The sequence below is a fragment of the Chitinimonas sp. BJB300 genome, from assembly GCF_002735695.1.
Lineage (GTDB): Bacteria > Pseudomonadota > Gammaproteobacteria > Burkholderiales > Chitinimonadaceae > Chitinimonas.
This window is the reverse complement of sequence record NZ_PDZH01000166.1, coordinates 1-6,321: the sequence shown is the minus strand read 5'-3', so window position 1 is coordinate 6,321 and position 6,321 is coordinate 1. Positions and strand designations below refer to the sequence as shown.

General features: G+C 48.3%; 5 protein-coding genes and 2 pseudogenes. 3 read left to right on the top strand and 4 right to left on the bottom strand.

Annotated features, from left to right (window positions below; all coding sequences use genetic code 11):
• The first annotated feature begins 910 nt into the window (after nt 1-910).
• Complete coding sequence (locus CSQ89_RS18970; RefSeq protein WP_099407623.1) at nt 911-2,770, top strand: DUF3857 domain-containing transglutaminase family protein; 1,860 nt, start codon at nt 911-913, stop codon at nt 2,768-2,770.
• Between the two features lie 194 nt (nt 2,771-2,964).
• Here CSQ89_RS18970 and CSQ89_RS18965 read toward each other — a convergent pair.
• A pseudogene (locus CSQ89_RS18965) lies at nt 2,965-3,989 on the bottom strand (IS5 family transposase).
• A 37-nt stretch (nt 3,990-4,026) separates the two neighbouring features.
• Here CSQ89_RS18965 and CSQ89_RS22590 point away from each other — a divergent pair.
• The gene (locus tag CSQ89_RS22590) at nt 4,027-4,197 is read left to right on the top strand and encodes a hypothetical protein (protein WP_158229050.1); all 171 of its coding nucleotides are present in this window, start codon (nt 4,027-4,029) and stop codon (nt 4,195-4,197) included.
• A 6-nt stretch (nt 4,198-4,203) separates the two neighbouring features.
• Here CSQ89_RS22590 and CSQ89_RS18955 read toward each other — a convergent pair whose 3' ends face one another.
• The gene (locus CSQ89_RS18955) at nt 4,204-4,392 is read right to left on the bottom strand and encodes a hypothetical protein (protein WP_099407621.1); all 189 of its coding nucleotides are present in this window, start codon (nt 4,390-4,392) and stop codon (nt 4,204-4,206) included.
• A gap of 380 nt (nt 4,393-4,772) precedes the next feature.
• A complete protein-coding gene (locus CSQ89_RS18950; protein ID WP_099407620.1) occupies nt 4,773-5,006 on the bottom strand; it encodes a hypothetical protein in 234 nt (77 codons plus the stop codon).
• A 553-nt stretch (nt 5,007-5,559) separates the two neighbouring features.
• On the opposite strand from CSQ89_RS18950, the gene CSQ89_RS18945 reads away from it, so the two are divergent.
• Nucleotides 5,560-5,916 (top strand): DUF6531 domain-containing protein, encoded by a 357-nt coding sequence (locus CSQ89_RS18945; protein ID WP_099407619.1) that lies wholly within the window; start codon nt 5,560-5,562, stop codon nt 5,914-5,916.
• Here CSQ89_RS18945 and CSQ89_RS18940 read toward each other — a convergent pair.
• Nucleotides 5,877-6,321 (bottom strand): annotated as a pseudogene (locus CSQ89_RS18940) (IS66 family transposase); the annotation flags it as partial. The gene CSQ89_RS18945 and the pseudogene CSQ89_RS18940 overlap by 40 nt on opposite strands.

Here is a 6,321-nt window from a genome sequence, read left to right as displayed (position 1 = left end):
GCCTACTCAAATATCCCGCAGCATCCCGCGGTTTCCTCCCTGGAGGTTTATTCAACGTCTGCCCGCTGGCGCCATCTCGCGGGCACGCTCATCGCGTATGGGCAGACGTCGAACAAACCTAAACCATACCAGCCTGTCGCAGCTCAAACTTGAGTTTCCGAAGGCAACCGGTAAGGCGGCATTAACTGATATTGAATTTCAGCATCTAGGACGATCCTGACCGAGCTATCAGCGCCAGCTCAGACATCTGACAATAGCACCCCGATAACAATGTCGGGCAATGGGCGCCTTGATCCTGCGCCCATTAGCCCCGGTGCCAAGGTAGGAGCATGTAACCCACAATTTGCCGGCACTCTGTAGTCGAGTGCCCGCTTCTGGCTGAGGCTGTGTAAAAACGCTAGAGCGAATTTTTAAGTGGGAATTCAAGGTAGTTTTTCGGTCATCAACGTACTTTGAGTGGGTACATTAGTAGTATTTTTGATGGTGATTTTGCGGTCGGTGGGATTTTTTCTGACCCGAACTCTAAATTTTCGGGTTTTTACACAGCCTCGGCTGGTCGCAGACAACCCAAACCGGACAAGCATATCTTCAATTAAGTGGTCAACCTAGTGGCAATAATAACGAAGAACTAATTCGAAGCATTAGGTTCAAGTTAAGAACATTGTCATTCGCAAAGCTACAACAAACTTTATAAGGCTTACTAACTATGCTCAGTTAATTTCAACTATCGACGTTTAACCATCATTAGCCTAAAACAAATTTCAATTTTTATAAACCTAAAGACGGTCTGAGGTTGCTAATGTCTTTATGCCTCTCAGTAATAAAAAAGCAATTTTATGTATTTTAAGGCAATGGCAAACCTAAAAGATAAAGCAGGCATATCCTATATCGAGCAATTCAAAGGAGTCGAATGATGCAATTTAAGCATTTAACTTGTTTTATACTTGTAACATTTATTGTTATTTCTAAATCGATTGCATCCCCATTTCCCAATGGGGATGATCCCTCTGTTACTGTTGAGAAGGATAACACCTATATTTATCTTGAATCTGATGGCAATTCTACAGAAACATTTGAAATTCAGTATCGGTTGAATGAAGAGCGTGGATTAAAACGTGAAGGTCAGCAACAAATCTACCTAAACAATAAATTAGATAAATTGGTTTCGATTGAAGCATACACACAAAAAGCTGATGGCAGGAAGATCACTATTTCTGAAGATCAAATTAAAACTAAAGCTGATCCTTCATCAGCATTTTCTCCTATGTTTAACGATAGTGTCTATAAAATAGTTATTTTTCCAGACTTGGCTGTTGGTGACAAAACATACCTTAAGTACACCCTAAAGCGAGAACCGTTGCTAAAAGGCCATTTTACAGGTACGGTTATCCCCAGTTTTTATCCTTATAAAGAGTCAATTTCAGTTGTCGACGTACCAGAAAACATAACGTTAAATGTAGAGGCATCGGGATTTATAGCAGTACCTCCACGTATAAAGGCCGGGCGAAAAATTTATGAGTGGCATTATGCACTGAAACCGAAGAGTCGTATCGAAACAGGTTCCGTTGATTATATTGACTACGGGGACCGTTTACAGATAAGTACGTTCAAGGACTATTCTGAAATGGCAAAAGTGTACGAACAAGGTGCTAGTGACAAGTCAAAGCCAACACCCAAGGTGATTGCATTAGCGAAAGAGATTACAAAAGCAATTCCAGACAAAAGAGCTCAGGCTTTAGCATTGTCTGACTGGGTCCGTAAGAATATACGTTACGTTGCCATCTATTTAGGTAATGGTGGTGTAGTGCCTCATGCAGCAGAAGACGTACTTAATAATAGGTATGGTGATTGCAAAGATCATACAGTACTGTTAGAAGCATTGTTAACTGCAGTGAATATCGATAGCTCCACAGCATTAATTAATAGTGGAGGAAGTTACCGATTGCCAAATGTTCCAGTGCTTTCCTCTTTTAATCACGTAATTACATTCATCCCGTCGCTTAATCTGTATACCGATTCCACTGCCTTACCAATTGACGTAAGATTCATACCGGATACTCTTCTGGATAAATCAGTTCTAATTACAAAAACTGGCGTGATTGCGCATACCCCCGTTAATCAATTAAGTGAGGTACGCAGTAGAGCCAGTTTTGAAGTTCATGAGGATGGTTCAGCTCAGCTGTCTGGAACAGTATCTTATATAGGATTGGGAGCTGAGTATAATCGTTACAGATTTCGCAATACTACCAAGGCTCAGTTAGAAGTAGTGACCAGAAATATGCTATTAAGAAGTGGGTTAAAAGGGGAAGGCACCATTGAACTTGCAAAAGAACAGGACAGAAATGAGTTTCAGGATTTAAAGTTTGATGCCAGGGTTGAGAACCTTGCTAATCTCCCTGGCGCATCAGGCATTACAGCTGTCAGCAATCCGACTGGTGGGATAGCTGAAATATTGGCTTCCTATTTGATAGAAAAGAAACGTACACAACCATTCCCATGTGTTGAACAAAAATTTATCGAGAATGCCAGCTATTTCTTTCCTCCGAATGTAAAAGTGCAATCTTTGCCAAAATCTGTCGAAGTAAGTGACCCTCACTTCAGCTATTCTGCGAATTATACAATAAACGGTAATAAAGTTGAATTGCAAAGACAGTTAGAATTCAAACCAAAAGATACCAACGTCTGCAAGGTGACGGACTTTGAAGCGATGCAAAGTAAGCTAAATGCTATTGCACGAGACTTAAAGGCACAAATCCTGATTGATGGATAAGTCACCATTTACTTCTTGGTATTTTAGGCTTTTACCTAGAGGGTACCTCGAATAACCCGACTGTTTGATATGCAGTGGCGTAAATCTACCTTACGGCGCCTTCCGACTGCCAGTGCCGGTGCTTGTCACTTGTCTTGCATCTCTTTTTCCGCCCAAATTGGCCATTTCCAGCCAATCCAGATGGATTCCTGGCATCAGAAGGCCTTCACACCGGCTACCTCGAGATAGCACAAGCGTCGCAAGTTGTACCCCGCAAGCTTCCAGTGCAGGTTCAAGGTGGCGCGTGCCAACCCAATGCAGCGGAGGGCTTTGCCACCCATCTGTGCCAAGCTCGCAAATGGGTGTTCAACACGAGCACGGATCTTGGCAATCCGTCGATTGCGACGTTTCTGGCATTCGGACAAGGGCTTGTCCGCTCTGCCTTTACGCTGGGTGTGCATGCGCCAGCCTTGTCCAATGAGCCGGGCTTCTCGCTCCCCATCCACATAGCCGCGATCAGTCCACACGTCACGGCTGGTATTACCCTCGTCGAGTACGCGCTCAAAGTGCAAGGTGTCGTGCTCGCTGGCAGTGCTGACCACCATCTTCCGAATCAACTTGTAACGCTTATCAACGCTGGTAGAGACCTTGTAGCCAAAGTAAGACTTGCCGTGCTTCTTGGTCCATCGGGCATCCAGGTCTTTCTGCCGGCGCTTCGCCGGCGACCAGTCAGCAGGCATGGCGCGTTCTTGAATCATGGCTTTCTCTTCCCGGTTCACCGACTGCTTCGGGACTTGCACGATGCTGGCATCCACCATCTGACCACCGCGTGCAATATAGCCATGTTTGGCTAACTGCCGATTGGCCGCCTCAAAGATGCTGTCACTCGCACCTGCGGCAATGAGCCGCTCCTTGAAGGTCCAAATGGTGGTACGGTCTGGAATCTGACTGCTACTGCGTAGACCGACAAAGCGCTGGAAACTCAGGCGATCCAGCAACTGGAATTCCATCTGCTCATCGCTGAGATTGAACAATTGATGAACCAGCAGCACCCGAACTATCAACTCGGTCGGAACCGTGGCGGGCCGCCGCGGGCGCGGCTGGGTCAAGGCGCTGCTCGGTCAATGTCTGCCGCCAGTGCAGCAAAATCGACATGGGTGCCCAGGACCATCAGCGCATCGCCCAGCTGATCAAGCTTGGCTTCACGTTCTTCACTGGCAAACAGACTGGATTTGATCATGATGGGAGGGCTGACTTTCGAATGTCAGAATCATGCCATGGATGGAAGGTTTTTCGAGGTGCCCAACAGTGTCACTGGCTTTGTCTGGACTTTGGCCAGCCAGCCGGGGTTGACGCGTATGCATTTGGTCTCGCAACAGACTGTGTTCCGTGGCGCGTTGCAGACCGTGGCATTTGAAATCAGGGCGCAGGTGTTGGCTGCGCCCTGATCTTAATTATTCCCCGACACAGCGGTTTTGAAACGCCCGCATCCCTTCAGAAAAAGCTTGCAACTTCTGCAAGTTGGTGGGTTGTTTATTGGCCTCTGCCCCTATGCCGCTTAAGATTTCATCGACGAGAGGCGCATTACCTGTACCTGTACCGCCTACAACGAAATCAATTTCACTGCTGTTGAGTGTTTGCATGATGGTGCATCCTTCTCAATGGATTAAGGAGGCTCACCCACGTAACGGCCTTGGGTGAGTTCCGTATTAGGTGTCATTCGGCAGGAGCCGGGGAAACTATAAAATAAGCCGCGTCACAACCATTGGGTTGCAGAACCCATCTTGCTGCAGCTATATGTTCTGCTGTCACGGGTAACGTCCGCTCACTCACGGGTCGGTGAAGGCGGATAAGGCCGTCGTAATACGCATTGTTTCGACAGGGAAGTCGCATACCTTCATAACTTGCTACTTGACCACCTGCCACTTGTTGAACTTCATGGATATCGAGTGTTTGCATGATGATGCATCCTTCTCAATGGGTTAAGACAACTCGCCCAAGTAACTGCTTTGGTAAGTTTGTATTAGTCATCACTATTGATATTGCCGTGACGTGACCAATCCCATTGGGTGCAGCCATTTGGTTGGAGAACCGACCTTACTGCGGTTATCTGGTCTGCTGTCACATCTGACATTTGCTGACTCACTGGTCGGTGATCGCGGATAAGATCCACATAGTACTTATCATTACGACAGATACGTTGCGAATCTTGACCACCTGCTACTTGCTGAATTTCAAGGGTATCGAGTGTTTGCATGATCGTACTTCCTTCTCAAGGATTGAAAGGACTCACCCAAGGCGATGGCCTCGCGGCGAGTACTGCATTAGAGAAGAATGATACAGACAAGTTCACCCTGAATTGGCGGGCGAGATACGGTCGGATGTGTTTGCGCTGATTGAATATTGACCCACCGGGGTGGGCGGCAGAAAACTTGGACTGCTAATTTCACCATCGCCACGATTAATTCAAAATATTTCTGGGGCGGTGCAAATTATTTTGATGCACGCGACGAATTACCCTTTCTATTGGCTGCACCCTCCACCGACTCATCAAGTTAATTACAAATCAGTCGCTTGCACCTACCCCTATGCCAAATGACGCGTTGGCGTGTTTCTTCGCTGGGCAATCCAGCGGCTATTTAGCCAATTAATTTTGTACTTTTTGTTGTCTCCGCACTAAACACTGACGATTCCCATCTGGATACCTTGCTCGATTAGGCCGCATACCACCATAGCGGCTAGCTTTCTTCAGGGATGTAAAGAAGGTCGCGATCGTATTAGGTAATCAGTTGGGTTTGTCGGCAGGCGCAATGGGTGTTGCTTCCAGCTCCGCTTCTTTGGGGCAACAGCAGACTGGCATTTACGTGAATGCCGCTACCGGCAACTTGGCGATTCAGGATCGCGATGAGTTTCTTGGTGCCAAGGGTTTTAAGCTGGGTTTGCTGAGGACCTACAACAGCCAAGCGGGCCTCGATGGAGACAACAATGACAATTGGCGCATTGGGGCCTACAAGCAGGTTCGGCTGGAGAGTGGGGCGGTTGGCGCAGTCGGCAGCACCCTGTTGCGGGTACGGGAAGATGGCAGCGAGGTGCGCTACCAATACGATGCCGCCACCCAGTCCTATCGGGCGAGTTCCGTCACGCCTTGCTGGAACAACGCCTTGTAACCACCGTAATCATCCACCATCAAATGCCCGCGCCAGTCCCGCAGGAAATCGCGCACATGTTCGCCGCTGCGACTGGTGCGATAGTCGAACACCACGATCGGCGGCCCGTTGTTTAGGTCGTTGCTACGGTAGGCCCATAGATAAGCCCGCTTGGTCTTGCCTTTGCCGGGGTCGAGCTGCTGTACCGGTGTTTCGTCGGCGTGTAGCACCTGGCCCGCCTTGAGCCGTTCGCTTAGCCGATCCACCAGCGGCTGCAGCCGCACGCCCAGCTGTCCTATCCATTGCGCCAGCGTCGAGCGCGCGATCGGCACACCGTGGCGCGTGCTGATCTGCTCGATGCGGTACAAGGGCAGGTGACCCAGAAACTTCTGGATCAGCACCCAGGCGTGTAGCCCTGGCGCGGCC